This window comes from Engelhardtia mirabilis, assembly GCF_007748095.1.
Taxonomy (GTDB): domain Bacteria; phylum Planctomycetota; class UBA1135; order UBA1135.
Genome location: NZ_CP036287.1, coordinates 2665289 through 2685372 on the forward strand (window position 1 = coordinate 2665289; position 20084 = coordinate 2685372).

At 70.3% G+C, this 20084-nt stretch carries 17 protein-coding genes; 12 read left to right on the forward strand and 5 right to left on the reverse strand.

Annotation, left to right across the window (positions count from 1 at the left end):
* Window positions 1-5: 5 nt before the first annotated feature.
* On the reverse strand, window positions 6-3029 hold the full coding sequence (locus Pla133_RS09745; protein WP_145064723.1) for an outer membrane protein assembly factor BamB family protein: 3024 nt from the start codon (window positions 3027-3029) through the stop codon (window positions 6-8).
* A gap of 1021 nt (window positions 3030-4050) precedes the next feature.
* Between Pla133_RS09745 and Pla133_RS09750 the strand changes: the two genes are divergently transcribed.
* From Pla133_RS09750 to Pla133_RS09765, 4 genes are all read left to right on the forward strand, one after another.
* Window positions 4051-4659 (forward strand): type IV toxin-antitoxin system AbiEi family antitoxin domain-containing protein, encoded by a 609-nt coding sequence (locus tag Pla133_RS09750; protein ID WP_145064724.1) that lies wholly within the window; start codon window positions 4051-4053, stop codon window positions 4657-4659.
* A 6-nt stretch (window positions 4660-4665) separates the two neighbouring features.
* Window positions 4666-5526 carry a nucleotidyl transferase AbiEii/AbiGii toxin family protein gene (locus Pla133_RS09755; RefSeq protein WP_145064725.1) on the forward strand — a complete coding sequence of 287 codons (861 nt, stop codon included), beginning with the start codon at window positions 4666-4668 and terminating at the stop codon, window positions 5524-5526.
* 293 nt (window positions 5527-5819) lie between these two features.
* On the forward strand, window positions 5820-6683 hold the full coding sequence (locus Pla133_RS09760; RefSeq protein WP_145064726.1) for a metallophosphoesterase: 864 nt from the start codon (window positions 5820-5822) through the stop codon (window positions 6681-6683).
* Window positions 6684-7228: 545 nt separating this feature from the next.
* On the forward strand, window positions 7229-8116 hold the full coding sequence (locus tag Pla133_RS09765) for a hypothetical protein (protein ID WP_145064727.1): 888 nt from the start codon (window positions 7229-7231) through the stop codon (window positions 8114-8116).
* A gap of 90 nt (window positions 8117-8206) precedes the next feature.
* Here Pla133_RS09765 and ygfZ read toward each other — a convergent pair whose 3' ends face one another.
* Window positions 8207-9316 carry a CAF17-like 4Fe-4S cluster assembly/insertion protein YgfZ gene (gene ygfZ / locus Pla133_RS09770; RefSeq protein WP_145064728.1) on the reverse strand — a complete coding sequence of 370 codons (1110 nt, stop codon included), beginning with the start codon at window positions 9314-9316 and terminating at the stop codon, window positions 8207-8209.
* Window positions 9317-9493: 177 nt separating this feature from the next.
* Here ygfZ and Pla133_RS09775 point away from each other — a divergent pair, with 177 nt between their 5' ends.
* The 3 genes from Pla133_RS09775 to Pla133_RS09785 are packed head-to-tail and all read left to right on the forward strand — an operon-like array spanning window position 9494 to window position 10937.
* A complete protein-coding gene (locus Pla133_RS09775; protein ID WP_419192308.1) occupies window positions 9494-10039 on the forward strand; it encodes an RNA polymerase sigma factor in 546 nt (181 codons plus the stop codon).
* Complete coding sequence (locus tag Pla133_RS09780; RefSeq protein WP_145064730.1) at window positions 10036-10554, forward strand: zf-HC2 domain-containing protein; 519 nt, start codon at window positions 10036-10038, stop codon at window positions 10552-10554. The genes Pla133_RS09775 and Pla133_RS09780 overlap by 4 nt, the downstream gene beginning before the upstream one ends.
* Window positions 10551-10937: a hypothetical protein gene (locus Pla133_RS09785; protein WP_145064731.1), complete on the forward strand. Its 387-nt coding sequence runs from the start codon at window positions 10551-10553 to the stop codon at window positions 10935-10937. The genes Pla133_RS09780 and Pla133_RS09785 overlap by 4 nt, the downstream gene beginning before the upstream one ends.
* A 55-nt stretch (window positions 10938-10992) precedes the next feature.
* Here Pla133_RS09785 and Pla133_RS09790 read toward each other — a convergent pair whose 3' ends face one another.
* Window positions 10993-12033 carry a hypothetical protein gene (locus Pla133_RS09790; RefSeq protein WP_145064732.1) on the reverse strand — a complete coding sequence of 347 codons (1041 nt, stop codon included), beginning with the start codon at window positions 12031-12033 and terminating at the stop codon, window positions 10993-10995.
* A gap of 318 nt (window positions 12034-12351) precedes the next feature.
* Here Pla133_RS09790 and Pla133_RS09795 point away from each other — a divergent pair, with 318 nt between their 5' ends.
* From Pla133_RS09795 to Pla133_RS09810, 4 genes are read left to right on the forward strand one after another with little or no spacing between them, the layout of a single operon-like run.
* Entirely contained in the window at window positions 12352-13281 is a 930-nt protein-coding gene (locus tag Pla133_RS09795; RefSeq protein ID WP_145064733.1) for a c-type cytochrome, read from the forward strand.
* Complete coding sequence (locus Pla133_RS09800; RefSeq protein ID WP_145064734.1) at window positions 13278-14267, forward strand: COX15/CtaA family protein; 990 nt, start codon at window positions 13278-13280, stop codon at window positions 14265-14267. Before Pla133_RS09795 ends, Pla133_RS09800 begins: the two co-directional genes overlap by 4 nt.
* Window positions 14268-14304: 37 nt before the next feature.
* The gene (cyoE, locus tag Pla133_RS09805; protein ID WP_419192309.1) at window positions 14305-15216 is read left to right on the forward strand and encodes a heme o synthase; all 912 of its coding nucleotides are present in this window, start codon (window positions 14305-14307) and stop codon (window positions 15214-15216) included.
* Entirely contained in the window at window positions 15213-15704 is a 492-nt protein-coding gene (locus Pla133_RS09810) for a DUF420 domain-containing protein (protein WP_419192310.1), read from the forward strand. Before cyoE ends, Pla133_RS09810 begins: the two co-directional genes overlap by 4 nt.
* A gap of 1001 nt (window positions 15705-16705) precedes the next feature.
* On the opposite strand, the gene Pla133_RS09820 is transcribed toward Pla133_RS09810, so the two are convergent.
* Complete coding sequence (locus Pla133_RS09820) at window positions 16706-17260, reverse strand: NUDIX hydrolase (RefSeq protein WP_419192311.1); 555 nt, start codon at window positions 17258-17260, stop codon at window positions 16706-16708.
* 74 nt (window positions 17261-17334) lie between these two features.
* Here Pla133_RS09820 and Pla133_RS09825 point away from each other — a divergent pair, with 74 nt between their 5' ends.
* Complete coding sequence (locus Pla133_RS09825) at window positions 17335-19080, forward strand: hypothetical protein (RefSeq protein ID WP_419192312.1); 1746 nt, start codon at window positions 17335-17337, stop codon at window positions 19078-19080.
* A gap of 338 nt (window positions 19081-19418) precedes the next feature.
* On the opposite strand, the gene Pla133_RS09830 is transcribed toward Pla133_RS09825, so the two are convergent.
* Window positions 19419-19760 (reverse strand): hypothetical protein, encoded by a 342-nt coding sequence (locus Pla133_RS09830; protein WP_145064739.1) that lies wholly within the window; start codon window positions 19758-19760, stop codon window positions 19419-19421.
* Window positions 19761-20084 lie beyond the last annotated feature (324 nt).

The following is a 20084-nucleotide window of genomic DNA, read 5'->3' on the forward strand; positions in this document are numbered from 1 at the left end:
GCGCGCTACGGAACCAAGGTCACCGACACCGCCTCGCTGGTGAAGACCGGCGCGAAGCCCGAGTCCAGCTCGACGAAGGCGTGGTGTAACACCAGGCCCGCGAGGCTCGGGTCGAGCCCCGTCGGAACGTCGATCCGGGCCCAGGCGTCGCCCTCGGCATCCAGGAGGCCGAGAGTGCCGACGAAGGGCGCCTGGTTCGGACCCGTCAGCATCGCGAGCAGGTAGGCGTCGACCTCGAGCGGCAAGACCAGCCCGCCGAGCGCGATGCCCGGACTCGTGCCCGTGGCGCTGCCCAGCACCAGGTACGGCGCAGCGGCCGAGCTCTGCGGCCTGTCGAGCCCCAACACAACGTTCGAGGGCGACGCGAGGGAGACCTCCGCGGGTCCGCCGACCAGGTCGTCGGGATCGAGGCGCACGACCGTCGCCGTTCCGCTCGGCACGATCTTCGTCGCGTCGAGCAGGGCCAGGACCTCGCCACCGTGGACGGCGAGGTTGCGGGCGCGGTCGCCCTCGGAGCCGCCGTCGAGCAGCGCGGTCCAGAGGGTCACGCCGCTCGCGGTGTCGAGGGCCTGGACCTCGGCCTGGCCGTCAGTGCGCTGGAGACTCAAGTAGAGGATCGCTCCGCCGGCGCCGGGGGTCGTGTCGAGCAGGGCCCGGGGGTCGGCCGCGTCGCCCAGTACTCGCTGCCAGGTCGCGGTGCCGGTCGCGAGGTCGAAGCCCGAGGCCAGGACGCGCGGCGCCGCTTGGCTCTGCGGCGCCTCGACCACCGCCGCGAGGGTGCCGCGGCCCTCGTCGAGCACCAGCTCACCGAAGTTGTAGAAGCCCGTGGGGAAGGGATCGATGGCCACGCCCCAGGCCGGCGCGCCGGTCACGCTGTCGATGCGCGCGAGCACCACGTGGGCGGGCGTCTGGGTGGTCCCCAGGTACTTGCCCAGGACGTAGGTGTCCGCGCCGTCGCCGCCGAGGGTCAGGTCCATGGGGATCGGATTGCCCAGCTCGACCCCGGGGGCGAAGTCCGAGTCCGTGAGCAGATGGGCTGCGATCAGGGCGCCGCTGGAGAGGTCGCGGACCACCACGCGGAACTCGTCGATCGGGATCTGCGCGCTGACCAACGTCGACACGCGCCCCCCCGGCCTGTCGACGGCGAGGGCCGAGGCGAACCAGGTGTCGAAGCTGCCGACGGGCCAGCCCTCCGTCCAAAGGATGTTCCCCCCGAAGTCGGTGGCCACGATCGCCGTGTCGGTGGCGGACGGATTCTGGTCGAAGAGGCCGACGGTCATCGGCGTCAGGCCTGGCTCCTCGACGACGGCCAGGTCGCGGGGCTGACCCATGCCGGGCAGATCGATGGTCCACAGGGACTGACCGGTGGCGCCGTCGAGGGCCGCGAGCTGGCTGGGTACGAAGGTCGACTGACCGTCGCGCACCAGGAAGACCGTCGAGCCGTCGTCGGTGGCGGCGAGGGGCGTGCCCGCGCCGAAGTTCACGAAGTCAAAAGGGTTGAAGCCCAACGGGACCTGCCACGCGAGGACCCCGCTGGCGAGGTCGATGGCGGCCACGGTGCGCTCGGCGTTGGAGCCGATCACTGAGGCAAAGGACCGCGGCGAGCCCTCCGGCGCGATCAACGCCTCCGCCCGCGGAACCACGGCGTCGAAGGCCTGGACGTTGGCCCAGACCGACTGGCCCGCGTCGGCGGTCCAACTGCGCACACCGAGGTCCGCGCTGTCGTCCTGAATCGAGCTCATCGCCCGCGCCGCGACCACCAGAGGCGTCCCCGCGAGGTCGACGAACTCGGCCCCGGCGATGCCGATGTAGTCGACGTCGCTCGCAACCGTCTGCGTCCATCCGGCGGCGCCGTCGACGGTGCTGAACACGTGGACCGTGGAGTCGTCTCCGGCGACGAAGCCGGGGGTGGAGGTGGAGTCGTAGTGGACCGCGCCGAGCTGGCTGACGGGCTCCACGCGCAGGTGCAGGAAGCCGCCGTTGCGCGCGGGCGGCCCCGCCGGGACGGACCACTGGACCACTCCCAGGGTTGGACGCACCGCGTGCAGCTCCAGGGGTGCCAGGATCCCCTGGTCCATGTCTTGGGTGACCGCGATCAGGTCCGGCCCGACCGGGTCGTAGGCCAGGCGCCGCACGGCATTGGGCAGCTCCGCGACCCACTGGACCGAGCCGTCGGCCATGGCCAGGCTGACGAGGTTCTCGGCGAACCCGTTGGTCGGGCGCGAGCCGACGAAGACGCGCGAGCCGTCGGGCGACATGCAGATCGCCTGGGTCACGGCCTGGTCGAGGATCGGCGCCAGGTTGCGCGTGAACAGGACGTTGCCGGTCGCGCCGTCGATCCCGAGCACGCGGTCGTTGGCCAGGGGGCCGACGCCCTCGAGCAGGACCGCCAGGCGCGTGCCCGACACGTCGCTGGCAAACGCCACGGGCGAGGCGTCGCCGGGCAGCTCACGGGCCCAGATCGAGGCGCCCGTGGCCGGGTCGTGGGAGACGAGCAGGTTCGAGGGCGAGTTGCGCTGGAGCAGGGAGAAGACCCGCGAGCCGTCCGGCGGGCCGGTCAGGTCCAGCACCGGCTGGTAGGGCAGTGGGTTGAAGCCGAAGGGGTTCTCGAGCACCACCGACCAGGTCTGGGTGCCCCCGTCGATGCGCACGATCCGGATGTCGCCGTCCAGGCTGTGGGCCGACGCGAAGACTCCTTGCCCCTCGGCGGGGACGAACATCCCGGCTGCCAGGTAGATCGAGTCGGTCGCGACCCAGCTCCATTCGACCGACCCGTCGGGGGCCAGGGAGGTGACGAAGGGCAGGCGATCGAGCCCCTGGGCGGAGTAGGAGCTGCCCAGGACGATCGTCGAGTTGCCGCGGCTCGCGGTCAGAAGCGGCACGTCCTGGAGCTCGGCCCCCAGGGGGATCGGCGTGGCGCCGACCAGGGCCACGTCCTCGTCGAGGGACTGGCCGGAGGCGGGGACCGCGACCGCGGCCAGCGCGGCCGTGAGGCGGAGGAGTCGGGTGGGGGCGTGGCGCTGAGTCATGGTGATTCCTCGGGGGCAAGGGAAGGGATCGCAGGGGGCCTGGTCGCCAGGCGGGCCGTCGTTACCGCGACACTGGGGTCAATCGCCGGTGCGTGGGGAGTCAGGCCCGCTGAGCATCGCAGCGGATTGCTGCTCGTGGGAAAGGCGGGGCTGTAATTCGGCGCGCGACGAAACGACTGAACCGACTCCCCTCGACCGTCCTCCCCCGATTCTCGGGGCTGTGCCCCTCTTGCGAGCGGTGGCCTTCCCACGCCCGACCGAGGGCCTAGTCGGCGCGACGGTCGCGCGCATCCGTCTCGACCGGGCCGCTCGCGACCTGGAGGGAACCCGCCCCCGACCGGAAGGCCGCCCGAGGTCGAGCGTCCCAGCGAGTCGAGCCGGACCGCGCGCGTTCGGCCCGCTCGACATGAGGTCGACCCTCGCGCGCCTCGCGAAGGTCGCTGCTGCGCCCCCAGGACTCGCCCTCACGCGGTACGTCGCGACCGGCGCGTACTGGAAGTACCGAATGACCCGTCGGCACGAGATCGTCGAGACCCTCGATCGACCGACCCCTGTCCTCGGGATCGAGGACGACTCGATCATCCTCCCCGGCGGGCGGCACCTCGCGATCCCGGGCGCGCCGCTGTCCCAGTCCGCCACAATCGTCGCTTGGGAGACTTCGCGCCATGGACTCGAGCTCGGCCCGGACGGTCGGCAACGGGGCTTGATCGAGGTCTTCCGCCCCAGCGGCACACCGCGGATCCGGCGCCACCTGGCGCGGGTGCCGGTCTTCGAGCTCGTCGCGCAGCTGGAGGACGAAGCAACCCGCAAGTCTCCCGGGCGGGCGACGGTTGTCCCCTTGGGGTCCGAGGAGCCCGCCCCGGCGAAGGGCCGCAGTAGCGATGGGGCCGCGGATCCACTCGCCCTCCAGAGGTGCCAAGACCCCTGGACGGGTGCATGGGGGTCGGCAGAGCCCCCCGCAGCTCCTTGCTCCGCCCAGTCTCGCTCTGCATGATTGTCCAAAATATTTGGACATGCGTGCATGAACTACCGAGATACTCAACAGGCCCGACGCGCCCTGGCCAGCACCGCTGCCGATCAAGGTGGCTACTTCACTGCCAAGCAGGCGACCGCAGCTGGCTATTCGCGTCAGCACGTCAGCTACCACGTCGCTGCCGGCAACTTCGAGCGCGTTGGGCGGGGGCTCTTCCGCCTTCCGACGATCCCGCTCGACAGTCACGACGACCTGATCCAGCTGTCCCTCTGGAGCCGAGGCCGCGACGACCTCCCGCAGGCGGTCGTGTCGCACGAGTCGGCGTTGTCGCTCCACGAGCTCAGTCAAATCCTGCCGGGCAAGGTCCATCTGACTGTCCCCACGAGCTTTCGCAAGCAGCCTCCAAGCAACTGCGTCCTGCACCGCGGTGTCGTCGGATCGGACGACCGGTCGCAGTGGACGGGGTTCGCCGTGACGACGCCACTGCGCACGCTCGTCGACATTGCACGGACCCGCGAGATCTCTAGTGCGCAGCTCGGCCTGGCCGTCGAGGACGCCCTCGATCGCGGGCTGGTTCGTAGGCGTGCGATACGAGCTGTGGTCGCCGGCAGCGCCGATCTGGAGCGGCTCGAGGAGGCCCTGATCGCGATCGACTGAACCGTCATGACCAAGCAGTACGACGACCCGGTTGCGTTCCGAGCGGCACTCCTCGCGCGGCTGCGGAACGTCGCCGCGGAACGGGGTCAGGCGATCCAGGATCTCCAGCTCCGGCTCCTGATCGAGCGCCTGCTCGCCCGACTCTTCATGGATCCCGATCCGCCGTGGCGTCTCAAGGGCGGGTTCGCGATGGAACTGCGCTATCGGCCTCGCGCACGAACGACGCGAGATCTGGACCTCACGATTCGCACAGTCGAGGCGGACTCGAACGCCACAGGGATCGACGAGATCCGCGATGCGCTCCAGGAGGCCGCGGAGTTTGACCTCGGTGATCACTTCGAGTTCCGAATCGGCGGGTCGACACGCGCACTGCCGGGGGCGCCCCTCGGTGGGGCCACGTTCCCCGTCGACGTCGTCCTGGCCGGCCGCTCCTTCGGCCGCTTCCAGATCGATGCTGGCCTGGGTGATCCGACCGGTGGGGCGGCAGAGCAGCTTCACGGCGACAACCTGCTGGCATTCGCAGGGATCGAACCGGTGACCGTACTCGCGGTGCCGAAGCCGCAGCAGTTCGCGGAGAAGCTGCATGCCTACACGTTCCCGTGGACAGGGCGCGTGAACTCACGCTCGAAGGATCTGGTCGACCTCGTGCTGCTCATCGAACGGGGCGACCTCGTACAAGCCGAAGTAGCCGCCGCCGTGGCCGAGACCTTCGCGAGGAGAGCGACGCATGAGCTGAGCGTGCCCATCCCCGCGCCCCCGGCGATCTGGCAGATCGAATTCGAGGCGATGGCGAAGCAGGTGGAACTCAGCGCAGCCACGCTCGAAGTGGCTTTCGAGAGGCTCGGTCAATTCGTGGGCGGGTTGTGAGGCGCGAGCGCTGGGACTGCACGGCCGATCCAGCGGAACGCTGGCTTTGACCTCCACCCCGCGATCGAGCCCTGAGCGAGGCGTGAGCCGGGTTCACTACAGTCCGAGGGAGCGGCTGATGGACCTGAGGGCTCGACGCGGCCTAGCTTCTGCGACGCCCTCGGTCAGATTCAGTCTCACGCCAGTCATCATGGACCTGCAGCCTGGAGTGGAGATGCTCGATCCGTTCGTCGAGCGGCGGAGCTCTGCCGGCAACCGATCGAGCACATGACGCCGCTCCAACGCCCACTCCCATGCCCCAAGTCGACGAGCAACTGAAGCGCGGGCGCGCGCCGCGCGGGCGCGGGCTCCTCGAGTCGGCGCTGTCCGTCGTGCACTCGGGTAGCTGGATGGCCCGCCTGTGGGGGCTCTGGCCGGGCTCGACCCGGGTGCAGGTCGTGCGTCACGAGCTGGGCCTACTCCCGCCCGGCTCCCCCCGCCTCCTGGTGGCGTTCCTGTCGGACATCCACATCGGTCCGACGACGCCGCCCGCGCTCCTCGACAACGCTTTCGAACTCGTCGAGCGTGCGACCCCCGACGTCGTCGTCCTGGGCGGCGACTACCTCTTCCTGAGTGCGACCGACGCGCGATTGGCGGAGCTGGAGCGGCGCGTCGGCAACCTCACCGCTCCCGTCAAGCTCGCGATTCTCGGGAACCACGACCTCTGGAGCGACTTCCGCGCGATCGAACGCGCTCTGGAGCGGGGCGGGGCCGAGCTGCTCACGAACCGATCGCGGCGACTTCCAGCGCCCCACGAAGAGGTCGCCTTCGTCGGACTCGACGAGCCGCAGTGGGGAGTCCCCGACCCGAACGCCGCCGTGGCGCACTGCGGCGACGCGGCGCTGCGGTTGGGGGTCTGCCACTCCCCGGATGGTCTGGATCTGCTCGCCGACGCCGGGCTCGCCCTGCTCCTGTGCGGGCACACCCACGGAGGTCACATCGCGACCCCCTGGGGGGCGCCCTTCGTCCCAGGCCGCGCGGGCCGGCGCTATCCCCACGGCCTCCACCGAGTCGGCGAGACACACCTCTATGTCTCCCGTGGCCTGGGCGGCATCAGCATTCCCTTCCGCACCTGGGCTCCACCCGATGTCGGAATCATTGAGCTGAGAGGTGTCTAGCTCATTGGCGTCCGCGCCGCTGGCCACGATTCCGTGGCCGAGACAAGAGACTCGAGCAACTGCTGCGCTGATCGAACTCAGGCGTACTTCTCCGCGGACTCCTCATGAGGTCCCATGGTCGTCGTACTCGACGAAACACCAGCTAGGTGATCCGAGCCGTGGCATTGCTCATACTCTGCCCCAGAACACGGCGATCGAATCGAAGGCGCGACAGGTCATGGCGGGTTCACCCTCCCAAGGATGTCCGCCCTCCTGAGTCGCGTCACCTCGGTGCACCCGCGCTCGATGTAGCGGCTGGTTGAGAGTCCAGAGTCGAGTAGCTCCTGAGGCGAGCTCTGCAAGCTGCACAGGAGCCTGAGGGTCAAGCACGAGTTCTGGGCCACGACGCAGGTTGAGGGGCTGGCTGGCTTCCGAACGCACCTGCTCGAGGCCTCGCGGGGGAGGGCATTCCACCGCCGGTCGGCAACCGGTAGCCTCGAGCCCTCTTGGACGTCCGGTCGAAGCCACGACTGACGATGCGCGTGGGGGTGACCAACAGGGAGCGGATGAAGCACTACACAGTGGATGGTGAACGGTCGAGGCGGTCGGCGACGCGTCCCTTTGAACTCGGCTGGTCGGGGCGGCTCCTCTCGGTACTGGCGGTGCTGGGATCTGCTTTCGCAGGCGGCCTTGTTGCCGTCGCCATTCTCGGTGGCCCGGCGCTCGACACCGATCTGAGCACTCGCCCATCCAGCGGTCCTCGGACGAGCGCCGCGCCGAGCGATGGCAATGAGCTCGACCAAGACCCCGTACGCCAGCAGGTGGCTGTGCTCGAGACGCCTGCAGTCGACCAGCGCACGGCACGCGACTTCCTTTCCGGTCGATCTGACGGTGAAGCCTACATCGCCGAGTTGGAGAGGAACGGGATCGACGTCGACGGTCTCCCCGCGCTCGAGCCGATCGACGCCGTGCTCCCGGAACTCGCGGATCGAAGCCGGCGATCGGAAGAGCGGATTGATGGGTTCATTGACGACATCGTCAATTGGACCGAGGGTGCTTCGGTCGAGCAGCTCGCACGGGACTTGCTCCTGAACCTGCGCGGGAAGGAGATCCCGCTGCCCGAGTTCGAGGCCGCTGCCGAGGTCTACAACGATGAGCTTCGCGGCGCCGCGCGCGCCGAGGCGGTGGCGAGCAATGCTGCAATCGACGTGGCCATGTCAGGCGGTGACTACGTCCTGTCGCCGTACCTGCACCTACCCGGTGCCGTTGAAGCCCACAGCACCAACCGCGGCGGGCGCATCTTTCACACGAGATCGAGTCAGCTGCGCGGATGGGTCATGACCGTCGCCCTCGACTCGGAGCGTTATGGGTTCTTCAAGGAGGCCACGGAGCGTAGAGCCGAGGCCAGCGATGCCAGGTTCCATGGGATGCAGGACTTCATCGACTCCTGGTGACCTCTCGGGCGCTCCGCTCCAGCCCGCGACGTAGGGCCGCGCGGACGCGCGCTCAGAGCCCGTCCGCTCGATGTAGCGCAGTCTCGCTGACTACTCGAACTCGCCGGTGATCGGACGCGCGCCGGCGCGTTGGGGGAGGGCCACGACGCGCGCCGTGCCCTCGGCGCCGTCGAGCTTGAACTCGGTGCCCACGGCCTGGTGGCGGCGTTTGACGTAGGCGAGCACCAGCCCCGTGTCGAGCACGAACGAGTAGGCCCAGGAAGTCACGATGCCCAGCTCGCGGTCCTTCTCGAGCTTGTCGTCCCAGGCGATCAGCTTGGCGCCGCGCGGCACCGGGTCGTCGTGGCTCACGGCCAGGGCGACCAGGCGCTTGTTGAGCCCGCCGTAGGTGTCGATCTTGGCCACGACCTCCTGGCCCACGTAGCAGCCCTTGTCGAGGGCGAAGGCCTCCTCGAGGCGCGCCTCCTGGGGGTAGACGTCGTCGGTGATGTCGACGCCGAAGATCGCCGCCCCGGCCTCCACGCGCAGGCAGTCGCGGGCGACGATCCCGGCGGGCTGGGCGCCGGCTTCGCACAGGGCGCGCCAGAGGGCTTCGGTACCGGCCGGACCGGCGTCGACACGCCAGCCCCAGGAGCCCGCGACGGGGACGCGCGAGAGCTCGACCGGCATGCCGCCGTGGTCCAGGCTCGCGAAGCCGTAGTCGCTCACTTCGGGCAGCGGGCCCAGGACCGCGCTCAGCACCTCACCCGCCTTTGGACCGCACAAATCGAGCGGGGTGTGTTCGCCAGTCACGTCGGTCAACTCCACCTTGTCGGCGAACAGGAACATGTCGAGGGCCTGGGCCAGGGCCGGCGCGGCGCCGGGCTCGGTCGAGAGGCGAAAGCGATCGGCCTCGAAACGCAGCTCGAAGTCGGCGAGGACCTTGCCCTTGGGCGACAGGAGCAGCTGGCGATTGCCCTGACCGGGCTCGAGCCCGCGCACCGTGTTGGCGAGGATCCGGTGGCAGAACTCCAGCCGGTCGTCGCCGCCCATGTCGAGGGCGCCGCGCCCGGTCGCGTCGAACAGGGCGCAGCCCTCGACCCCCGCCTTGTACTCCGCGGGCACGTCGCCGTAGGTCAACAGGGGGCTGCCGGGGGCCTCGCCGGCGAAGCGGGCGCCGGCGGCGCGGTGGACGGGATCCAGGATCGATGCGGCGGTCACGGGGGTAGCGCTCGGGGTCGTGGGGGAGGTGCGGGCGGGCGGGCCCTGAGAATAGGCCGTCCCCGGCGCCGATCCGCCCCGGGAGGTGGCATGTGGCCCCGCATTTCGCCGAAGAAAGGTCGATCGGCCTTTCACGGCCCCCCTCGCCGGCCGTCCACTGCCCCGCCGGCGCATTCCTTGGACCCGACCGATAGCGATCTCGTACGAGCGACCCTGCGGGGTGATTCCCGAGCCTTCGAGGCCCTGCTCGGCCGACACGGCCGGGTGGTGTGGGCGTCCGTGCGGCGCCTCTGCGCGGACCCGGAGGAGGCGCGCGAGCTGTACCAGGATGCCGTGGTGAAGGCCTACGAGAATCTGGGTGAGCTGCGGGAGGTCGAGCGGCTGCGCTCCTGGTGGCTCTCGATCGCCATGAACCTGTCGCGCGAGCGGCTGCGGCGCGGCGGGCGACGCGCCCGCTTGGAGGGGGACGGGGAGCTGCTCGACCAGGTCGCCGACGGCGCGGAGCCCACCGAGGCCGCCCTCGAGCGCCGGGAGGAAGCGGGGCGGCTGCGCGCCGCGCTCGAACAACTCCCCGAACGCCAGCGCGAGGTTTGCGACCTGCGCCTGGCCCAGGGCCTGTCCCACGCCGAGATCGGCGCCGTGCTCGGGATCACCACCGAGGCGTCCCGTGCCAACTACTATCAGGCGGTCAGACGCCTGCGCGAGAGACTGTCCGACGCATGAATGACCACCGAACCGGAACCCGGAATCCCGAGGCCTGCACGCGCGTGCGCGGGCGGCTCGAGGCGTTGCTCGACGGTGCCCTGTCGCCCCTGGACCGGGCGCGCGACGAGGGGCACCTGGAGGGCTGCGTCGAGTGCGCCGCCGCGCGCGACGGGGCGGCCGCGTTCCTGGAAACCCTGCGGAGCGAGTACGGCAATGGTGTCGATCCCAGCTGGCGCGACGCCGGCCTGGCCGCGCGCCTGGCCGCCGCCACACCCCCGCGCCAGCCCTGGAGCGTGCGCCTGGTCGGCCCCCCCGGCGACCGCGCCGGCCTGCCGGTGCTCGCGGCCGCGGCGGCGGTGCTGGCCTTGATCGCGCTCGGCTCGAGCGGCGCGGTCGACGACTTGACCATGGAGGTGCGCGAGCAGGTTCAAGTCACCGACGGCGAGCTGCGCGAGTTGCTCGATGGCGCCACGCGCACCGACCGTTGGTTCGAGACCCTTCTGAACGCGCCCGACCAGGCGGTGCCGCGATGAGCGCTCGCAAGCACCGCCGTCCGCTCTACCCCGCGGCCTGTGCGTCGGGCGCCCTGGGCTTCGCCGTGGGAACGGCCACCGAGAACCCCGGAGCCGGTCTGGTGGTCGCGTTCCTGGCGGCCCTGTTCGGGCTCTACGTGAGCGGCGTCCTGCGCCTCTTCCCTGTGCACCCGGCCGCGTTCCCCCTGCTCGGCGCAATGCTCGGGCCATTGCCCCTGTCGTTCATCGGGCGCCGGACCGGCGAGGCCGGCAACATGATCATGGTCGGGCTGATCCTGGGCCTTGCGCTGGGCCTGCTGGAGTGGGGCGTCGAAGCCGGGCGCGGCTACAAGGGTGCCGCTCCAAGCGAGCAGGCGCCCGCGGACGAATCCGCGGACGCCTGATGTCGCACTGCTCGAGTTTGCGCGACCTTCCCCCCCGGGAGGCCGCGCCGCTCGTTCAACTGCCGATGGTGATCTCGACCGCGTCGGCCAGCCCGATGAACACGCCGCCGGCCGCGACCGGATCGACGATCAGACCCTGGGCGTAGGCCTTCAGGCCGACGAGCACCGGGTCGTCCGGGATCGCCAGGCTGACCGTCGAAGGGCTGCCGGCTCCGCCCCAGGCGGTGCCGGGGATGAACAGGGACGGGCCCGCGGTGTCCACGAGGACCTCGCCGGTCGCGCCGGGGCCGCCCATGCCGAAGCCCGCGACCGTCAGACCGCAGGGATAGGCCGCCGAGGGCGCGAAGGCCACGAACGCCGCGGCGAGCGAGCCCGGCGCCTGGGTGCCGAGGGGGTTGTCCACGTCGATCAGTAGGGTCTCACCGATCGACGGCGAGCCGCCGCTGACCGCGACGCTGCCGACCGGGTTGACGCCGCAACCGAACACGGTCGCCGAACCGGTCAGGATCTCGGTCACGGACATCGACTCGAAGATCAGGCCGAAGGGGTTGAAGGGCCCATCGTCGATGGTCCAGTTGAAGACCGTGAGGCCGGTGAAGTCGTAGTTGCCCACCGCGTCAGCGATGTCCAGCGACGGCAGCTCGTCGCCGCCGTAGGTCACGTAGAAGTTGTGGTTGAACGGTCCGAAGCTGCCGTTGATGTCGAGCGGCACGCCGATCGGACCGTTGACGTCGGTCGAGATGTAGAAGCCGTCCACCGCCGGATCGTTGTTGCGAATGGTGAACAGCGGGTCGTTGCCCGTGTACGGAGCCTCGAGCGGCACAGCGCCGCCCGGAAACTGAAGCAGGTACGACGCCTTGTCGATCACGTAGCCGCGCACCGGGAACGACGGGCTGTTGACGAACAGGTCCGAGTCGACGGTGAAGGTCAGCGTGGCGTGGTCCCCGGGGTTGACCTGGGACAGGGGGCCGGAGCCGATGGCGTTGTATTCGACCTGGCCCTCGACGCGGATCTGGTACTGGGTCCCGGCCGAGGCCAGGGCCGGAAGGAGGGTGGCGGCCGCGAGGCTGCCGAGGAATTGGGATCTGGTGATCAAGGTTGGATCGCTATGGGGGGGATCGGAGCGGTCGCCGCCCGCTGGGGGAGGGGGTCCACCGGGGACCCGCGGCGACCGAATTGGAACGTCGAAGCTATGGGCGCGGGCCAGGCCCCGCAATGGCACTCGGGAGGGGGCGACTGCGATCGGGCCGTAGCGACGTCGGGGACCCCTCGGCGGGCGATAGGCCCGCCCCAGCTGCTGGCTACCCCGCCGGTGCGACAATTTGCCGTCTTCCACCGCCCCCCCCGCGGAACGAGACTCTGGGGTCCTGGCCCATGGGCCAGAGTCCCACGGCAACCGCCTCGACCCCACGAGATGACCCGTCCCCGCACCACTGGCTCACCGGCCGCCGCCACGGCGGTCCTGTTCGCCGCCGCTGCGCTCGCGCTCGCGGGGTGTTCGAGCGGTGGAGGCGCGGCGACCTACCAGTGGGGACTCGCGCCCGAGGTGCGCGCCAAGCTGGCCGGCGACCCCGAGGCCATCGCGCAGGTGGAGGCGACCCTTGTCGAGCTCTTCGGAACCCCCGCCGCCCCGCGCCCCGCGCCCCTGGCGGACGGCTCCGAGCCGTGGCTGCTCACGATCGACAGCCTGTCCGAGCGCCTGGCCAAGTCGGTGCGGATCGACAACGCCCACCGCTTCCACGACGACCTGGCGGCCCTCGCGAGTGGGCAGGTGATCGGGGTCGACTGGTCGGAGGTGATCGAGGACCAGGGCGAGGTGTGGGCGGCGGCCGTGCACGATGGCGGCGACGGCAAGGCCATCGCGGCCCAGGGCGAGGCGTACCTGCGCGACTGGCTACCGAGCCCGTCGCGCTCCGAGCGCATCTACAAGAGCCAGTGCGTCACCTGCCACGGCATCGAGGGCGGCGGCAACGGTCCCTCCGCCACCTACCTCCAGCCGCCGCCGCGCGACTTCCGCTCCGGCGCCTTCAAGTACTTCCACGAGTCCAACGGCCCGCGGCCCCGGCGCGACGACCTCGTCGACGTCATCTACGACGGGGTGCGCGGCTCGGGCATGGCGGCCTTCCGATCGATCGCAGCGCCCGACTTGATCGGCCTGGCCGACTACGTGCGCTTCTTGTCGGTGCGCGGCGTGACCGAGGCGGGACTGGCCGAGCACCTGGCGGCGGGGAGCGAGTTGACCCCCGAGGTGGCCGCAGCGATCTATGCCGAGGCCTGGGAGCCTTGGCTGGCGGCCCTGAACACGACGAGCCCTCCTGAAGTGGCCGAGGAAGGCACCCGATGACTGCCACCGAATCGACCGCGGCGCCTTCAGCCTGGCCCTACCGCTTCAGCCTCGGGGCGGTGCTCTGCGCCGTGCCCCTGTTCTTGTTCGGCGGGGTGATCACGACCATCGGCGCCGGCATGGCGGTCAAGGGCTGGTGGAACGCCGAGGGGCACTTCATGCCCCTGTTCCCGATCGACATGTGGCTGCGTGACTTCGGCACCTTCGTCGAGCACACCCACCGGCTGTGGGCCATGGCGGTCGGACTCTTCGCGCTCCTGGCGGTGGCCTTCGCCTTCCGCTCGGGCCGTGGCGCCTCGGCCCGTTGGGCTACGGTCGTCGCCCTGTTGGCGGTCATCGGCCAAGGCACCCTGGGTGGTTTCCGGGTGCTCGAGAACAGCCCCGATCTGGCCTTCCTGCACGGGGTCGCGGCCCAGGGGGTCTTCGCGATCCTGGCCGCTTCGGCCTTGGTCCTCTCGAGGCGTTGGCGGGTCGCTCAGCCGGCTCCGGCGGGGGTGGATCTGGGCGCGACCCGGGCCTTGGCCTGGCTCCTGGCGCTGCTCGTCTACGGTCAGATCGCCGTCGGTTGCTGGTATCGGCACGGCCTGCGCCAGATGGTCGGTGACGGTGTCGGCGGGCGGCTCCACGTGCACTTGACCCTCGCCTTCCTCGTGCTGGCGGCGGTGATCGTGGTGGCGCGCAAGCTCGGGGCCAATTCCGCGGCGGCGGGCGACAGCGAGGCCGCCGGCCGGCTGCGAGGACTGAAGGTTCGGCTGCACGCCCTGGTGGGGGTGCAGATCCTGCTCGGGCTCCTGGCCTGGTGGGCCTACGATGCTCCGGCGCCCGGGGATCCGAAGACCCACAGTGAGTTCGAGATCACCCTTTCGGTGCTCCATGTCCTCGGCGGGGCGCTGCTCCTGGCCCAGTCGGTGGCGGCGGCCCTGTGGCTGGGGCGGCTGGGCAACTCGGTCGCGGACGGCGCCCGCACGTCGGACGCCGTCGCCTGAAGCCCCGTCCCGAGTCAGCCCGCGCCCCACAAATCCGATGAGCGAACCGAGCACAGGACTGAAGACCAGCGCCGGGGCCTCCGAGCCCTCGGTACTCGTGGATTGGGTCACGCTGCTCAAGCCGCGCATCTCGAGCTTCGTCGCCCTGGCCGCCTATGTCGGCGGCTGGCTCGCGAGCGACGGGAACGCGAGCACGGCCCTGCTGATCGAGTTGTCCTTCTACGTGACCCTCACAGGCGGCGCCGCCGGCATCTTCAATCAGGTCATCGAGCGCGACACCGACGCGCTGATGCCGCGCACGGCCAACCGGCCCCTTCCCACGGGTCGCATCAGCGTGCGCGACGCGATCGCCGCGGCGGCGGTGATGGCGACGGTGGGGACGGTCGGCCTCGGCCTGCGCTTCGAGCCCCTGTCGGCGGTGTTGGCCCTGGCGACGATCGTCGCCTACGCCCTGGTCTACACGCCGCTCAAGCGTCACACGTCCTTCAACACCCTGGTCGGCGCCCTGCCCGGTGCGATGCCGCCGCTGCTCGGCTACGCCGCCATCGCGGGGGACGGCGGTGTCTGGGGTTGGAGCCTGTTCGCGGTGCTCTTCGTCTGGCAGTTCCCGCACTTCATGGCCATCGCGTGGCTGTACCGCGAGGACTACGCCGCCGGTGGCATGAAGATGCTGCCGAGCCTGCCCGGGACCGAGGGCATGGCCGGGCGGCAGGCGCTGCTCTATTCGGTGGTGATCCTGCCGGCGGCGCTGCTGCCGCTGGTGCGGGGCGAGGGCACGATCGTCTACGCGGTGGGGGCCACGGCCGCGGGGCTGGCCTACGTGGCGGCCTCGATCGCCTTCGCCATGGACGAGAACGTGGTGAGTGCGAAGCGCCTCTTGCGGACGTCGCTGCTCTACCTGCCGGTGATCTTCGCCCTGGCGATCTTCGACCGCGCGGTGATGCTGTGAGCGTCGGTGCGATCGCGTCCCTGGTCGCGATGCAAGGCGATGGGGGGGCGGGCACGCCCCTGCATCCCCTGGTGAACGCGTTCATGAACGGGACCGCGACGGTGTTGCTTCTGGCCGGACTGGCGGCGATCAAAGCCGATCGACGCGAGCTGCACGCGCGCCTGATGACGGGCGCCTTCGTCGCGAGCTCGATCTTCCTGGTCAGCTACCTGGCCTACCACTTCGGCCCCCAGAAGGAGCTGGGGCCCACTGCGTTCAACGGGCCGGGACCATGGAAGGTCGCCTACCTGGTGCTCTTGATCACGCACTTGATCGGCGCCGTGGTGAACCTGCCGATGGTGCTGCGGACCTTCTGGCTCGCCCACCGTGAGCGGTGGGAGGACCACAAGCGCTGGGCGCGCTGGACCTTCCCGATCTGGCTCTACGTCTCGGTGACCGGGGTCGTGATCTACCTGGTCCTGTACCCGTTCAATCCGCCGCCGGCTTGAAGTTCGAAGCCGAGGTGTAACCTCGGGCGATCGCGTTCGTCCATTCGGTGTGGGACGGACCAGTGGGGGCGATGGGGACCGAGGGCGGTTGGCGCACTTGCCGCTAGCCGCGCGAATGAGGCTGCTGGCGCGGCGGCTCGAGGCCGTTTGGCGCCTGACCCGTCGGAAGTCTGCGCGGTGGGTGCTTTCAGCTCGGAGGGCGGTGCTGGCGGGCTTGGCGGTGCAGTTGAAGGCGGTGCAGTTGAGGGCGGTGCTGGCGAGGGCGGTGCTGGCGAGGGCAGTGCAGTCGAGGGCAGTACGGAGGTCCATGTCGATCGCCCGCACGTGCCTTGCCAGGGCGAAGGACGTTGCCGCGCGATTGGGGGCGTGGCGGCCACTCGCGCTCTTGTGTTGTGCCGTGGCCAGCCTGGTCCTGGCGTTCGCATCGGGCGGGAACTGGGTCGCTGACGGCAGTCGAGACGCTGCGATCTGGGTTGCCGATCGGGACGGCAAGGCCGTCTACCGATTGGACCGGCGTCTGCTGGTGACGCGGCGTTTGGAGGTGCCCTCTCCGGTGGCTCTGGCGCCGAGGGCCTCGGGAGGAGTTTGGGTCGTGGCGGCCGTCGATGGCGATCCGGCCGGGGCCCTCGAGCTCTGGGAGCTGGACCGAGAAGCGACCCTGCGATCGCACGGCCCTTGGACGGCTGGGGGAGGTCTGGAGCGTGGACTCGATCCGCTCGCCGTCGAACGACTCACACGCGTTGCGGCCGGCGGAGCAGGCGGGGATTCGGGCATCGAGACCGTCGCCGGGCTCGGTTCGGAGTTCGAGGCCGAAGTCGACGCCGGCAGCGTGGAAGCGCGGATCTGGCGCTCGACGAGCGACCTCGACGGACTCGTTCGGGTTGCGCGCTTGGGTGATGGCTACCTGGCCCTCTCGCCTGGCGCCATCGCCTCGTTCGACGGGGCCGGTCGCGTCCTGCGCTCCCAGGGCGGTTTCGACTGGGCCGCGGACGCGATCGTGGTCAGCGGCGCAGCAGCAAGGCGGCGGCGACGAGGGTCTTGGCGTCGCGGCAGGGCAGGGCAATCAGCTCCTCGAGTCCGAGGGTCACCGTGGAGAGCTCCTCATCGTCGTCCGGCGACAGTCGATCTGCGCCCGCCGGGCTCAGGTCGCGCGCGACGTAGAGGGACATGTACTCGCTGCAGAAGCCGGGGGCCGGGAAGAACTCGGTCAGGAGCTCCAGGGAGCCGCAGCGCAGACCCGTCTCCTCTTCCAACTCTCGGCGGGCCGCCAATTCCCTGGGCTCGTGGGCTTCCACTCGGCCCGCGGGAATCTCGATCAGCTCCTGTCCGGTGGCGTGGCGGTACTGGCGCACGCAGACCAGGCGACCATCCGCGGTCAACGGCGCGACGGCCACAGCGCCCTGGTGGAGCACCAACTCGAGGTTCTGCTCGAGTCCCGAGGGCAGGCGAATCCTCTCCCGCACGAGGTCGAAGACCCGACCTCTATGCAGCACCTCGCGCTCCAGGGAGTCGGCGCCCTCGGCGCCCCGAATCGGGTCAGGGGGGTCAGTCTGCACCGGAAGTCTCTCGCTTCGAGTCGGGAAGGGGCGCGGGACTGTCCGCGCGCGGCAAGTATCCTCTCCGCGAGCTGATGAGCGAGGACGGATCCAGAACTGATCGACCGAAGCGGGTCGCCCTGAGTGCGCGACCACTCTGGGGGCTGATCGTCGCACTCGTGTTGGCGGTGGGCTTGTCCTGGCCCCTGGCCGTGTCCGGCGCCGGCTCGGTCCAAGCCCATCCCCTCGGGGAGTCCAGCGCTACCGCTTCGGGCCACGTGTTGGCCTGGGGTCTCTGGTCGGCGGGTGGTCCCAGCGGTCCCTTCGTCGAACGACGAGTGGCGAGCCCGGGGGGCGTGTTCCTCGGGGACGGCGAGCACGGCGCTGTGTGGCGCCTGGTCGGTTCCGAGTTGGCGTCGATCGTCGGGGTGCACCAGGCGGCCAACCTGTTGACCCTGTCGATCCTGATGGCGAGCGGAGTCCTGGCCTACCTCGTGGCGCGCAGGCTGCGATTGAGCCGGATCCAATCGATCCTCGCGGCCGTCCTGTGGGTCGCATCCCCCGCCTTGATCGAGCGGGGCCTCGCATCCCACGCCGGTCTGGCGCCGCCAACGGTCCCGGCGGCGGCGCTGCTGGCCGCGGCCCTGGTTCGATTGCGACGGCCACTGGCGGCTGCCATGGCCCTGGGCGTGGTCGGGGCGTTCGCAGCCGCAGCGGGCGAGGGAACGGCGTTGGCCGCCGCGCTCGCTGCCGCAGCAGGGGCGTGGTTCGCGCGACCCGCGATGCCGCGGGTCACGGGCGGCCCCACGGTCGTGGCCCTCGGCCTCACCCTGGCACTCAGTACGACCCTCGCGGCAGCACTCTGGCTCGACTGGGCTCGGGACGAAGCGCTCGGATCCGCGGCCGGCCCCGATGCGGTCGCACTTGTCGACGGTCCTGCCGAATCACCCGGCGTTGGTGGCGGGTGGCCGAGTTCAGCCCTGCCCGAGCGGATCGGGAGCGCCCCGATCGATAGGCGTCCGATCGCCGGTCCCTCGCCCTTCCATCCCCTCACACGCTTGCTCGTTACCGGGCACCCGGAGGGCGGGACTGGGCAGCCTGCGGAGCGGAAGAGACCGGCCCCGGCCCTGGGTCTGGCTGCGATCCTGCTCGGCGCCGTGGTTGTGCTGCGCGTGCCGACCTGGCGTCGACCCGCGATCGTCGGTCTCGTGGCCCTCTCGGTGGCCGCCCTGGCGCGATCGCTCTGGCTCGAGGCGGCCGTCCTGCCCCTGGCCACCTTGACCATGGCACTGGTCGCTGCCCGGGGAGTCGCGGCGATCCGATCGCGGCCGATCGCCATGGCTATCGGTGGGCTCGCGCTGCTCGAAGCCGTGGCCCTTCCTTGGCCTCTCCAGCGCTGGGCTCCGTCGAGCAACCTGGAGCAGCTCGCGGCGAGTCCCGTGCCGGGAGCGATCCTGGACCTGCCAGTGCGAGCCGGTTCGCAAGCGGCGCACTCGCGCCAGGTGATCCACCAGCGCTCGACCCCCCTGGCGCTCTTCCCGGAGCGCTCGGGCGGTTCGCTGGAGGCCTTGGTCCGGCGCGCACCGAGCGTCGGGCACCTGCTTCTGGGCCAGGTTCCGCCGGAACCCGAGCAACTCGCCGCGGAGCTGGAATGGGTAGGCGTCGGCCACCTCATGGCCGAGAAGGGCGCGCTGCTCCCTGCCATGGTCGACGCTTTGGACGCGCTCCCCGGCTGGGAGCGCGCCCCCGACGATGCGGTCGTGCACTGGTGGTACCGAACCCGAGGGCTTTGGACAGCCGACGCGCACGACATGAACCCTTCCGTGAGCGCGGCGCGCTGACTAGTGTCCTGGATCAGATCTGAATGCGCCCCGGCACCGCGACCGGCCGCGCAGCAGCCTGGCCGCACAGCAGCCACCGGCATGGCAGCCTGGTCCGGAGCAACCTCCGACAACTCGGGTCCACGGCGCGCCCGGGTCGCTGTCGTGAGCGCGGCCCCGCCAGCAAACATGGCCTTCGAGCTGCCTGTTCGCAGCAGGCCCCTCCCGTAGCAGGGGCGATTGCATCTGGACGCCAAGGCCCGGGACGGTGCCCGCGGCCGGGTCTTCCAGCGCTATGTGGCTCTGGAGCGAACGCGGGCCCTCGAGCGGGGGCAGCCGCTCGAAGGATTTCCGACCCTCTAACGAGCGAAGTCGCTGGTCGCGGAGGCCATCGCGTTCTCGAAGGCATCCAACTCGGCCTGCTCACTCTTCGTGGGCTTGCGCTCCTCCTCGTAGATGCGGTGCAGGCCCGCGAGGAACATGCTGGTCGAGTTCGCGATGTCGGGACGATCGTTGTCCATGGCGAGCTGCGCGAACCTCTGAAGTCGCTTCTGGACCTTCGGAATCTCCTGCACGACTGGAGAGAGAGCCCGAGCCTTCAGGTGGCGCTGGCGAATCTTCTCGCGCTGCTCCTCGATCTTCTGCTCGAGTTCGGCGATGCGCTCTTCGTCGGTGCGGCGGTTGTACTGACGCTTGGCCATTTTGGGTTCGTCCCGGAAATTTCGGGAGCTTCGCGACTCTCGGGTCGAATGGGACCTGAGGCTCGGAGATCTGAGTCTCCAGAGCGAGTCGGGTTTCAGACCGGTCCGTGAGACCGGTGCGTCGGGAGAGGGAGAGGGAGTTGGTTCTGAGTCAGCCCGGGAGTGGGGGAGCCACTCTCTTGGGCCGCTTCGCGCGACGGAGAAGAGCTTTTTCGACTCTTCCAGATTCATTACGGAGGGGCAGACGCTCCTGCCTCTTGTTGATCTCTTCTCGGGCAGCGTTCACCGATCGCAAAGAACCCTGCGTCGATGGCACCAATCGGT